2 protein-coding genes are annotated in these 1,368 nt (G+C 42.6%); both read left to right on the forward strand.

What is annotated here, in order from left to right:
- Window positions 1–664: diguanylate cyclase (locus tag A3757_RS01230; RefSeq protein WP_156506085.1), on the forward strand; the 664-nt coding region annotated here is incomplete at its 5' end.
- Between the two features lie 237 nt (window positions 665–901).
- Window positions 902–1,368, forward strand: a 467-nt coding sequence (locus A3757_RS01235; protein WP_197469633.1) for a hypothetical protein, incomplete at its 3' end; no start/stop codon positions are given.

Raw genomic sequence — 1,368 nt, forward strand, 5'->3', positions numbered from 1 at the left:
TTTTCTTGGAATCGGAACGGTTATCGACTTATTACGCAAGGTCACACAGTTGCGTGTCAAACCAGATCACCAGGAAAATATTCTGACAATGCTCCCAGGAAACACCCCTCTCGGAAATTGCGTCATGGAGCTTCTGGACAAAGATACACCTTTCTCAGTCGCACTTCTCGACTTGGCCAATTTTAAACCCTTTAACAATCATTACAGCCACAACCGGGGTGATGAAGTACTGATCATGTTTGCCGAGATTCTAAGAAAGCAACTTAAACAAGGCGCTAGCTTTGCCGGGCATATCGGTGGGGATGATTTTGTACTGATTATGCCTCAGGATGAGTGGCAAGAATTACTCCGCTCCGTTTTCACTGAGTTCAACCACAAAGTACTTAAATTCTATTCGGATAACGACATCAAACAAGGTGGTATCGAAAGCACCGACCGAAATGGTCATGTGCGCTTATTCGACTTTGTGTCCCTATCTGCCGGCGTCATGACCGTCACAGAAGAATATTTCGACTCCTTCCAGAGCTTACTAACCCAGCTTATCCAGCTAAAACAGCGCACAAAGAGAGAGCTCGGTACCTGTTTAGCACATTTGAATGATGCACAAATCAAGCTCTATTCTTATGATGAAAGCGGCTTTGCCGATGAAGGTGTGAGTGACTAATCACAAAGAACTAGAATCAATCTAGGCTTTTCTCTTCAGCTCAGTAGCACTAAGGCGTAAAACTACGGAAGCCGTTAACATTTTGATACAAAAACGTCGAAAAACTTTACACTAAAAATACATGACACTTTTATGAACTTTAATTAACCTACTGACCAATAAGTCAAGTATATATATAGGTCTGGATATTGCTTATAGATTCATTCCACATGAAAATTTAACCAAATGGATGGAATCATGATTAAAAAACTACTTGGTACTACAGCTTTGGTGCTGGCAACTAGCACTGCTTCTGCAGCAATCATTAACTACGACTTTACAGGCGGCCCAACTGTCTATGGCGACCCTCTGAACTTCTCACAATATGGCCTTGGCTTGACAGTGACTGGTCAGCCAGGCGTTTCTGTCGACACCAGACATGGCTTAGGCGTGAAAAGCTCTTTTTTTGATACGAGCAATCAAGTCGACGGCTTTGGTCCTGACGAAACAATATCATTCTTGTTCGATGAGAGTGTAGACCTTGTTTCTGTTTTGTTCGGTCACGTTGGCGGCAACGATGACTTTAGTTGGTCTGTGAATGGTACGCTCATAGCTGGCGCTGATATCCCAAGCTCAAATTTGTACAACTTCTCTTCATATAATTACAATAGTAGCTTATACGAGTTTGGTGTAACTGGCACAAATGATGACTACTACATCAGAGG

Source organism: Oleiphilus sp. HI0117, assembly GCF_001635235.1.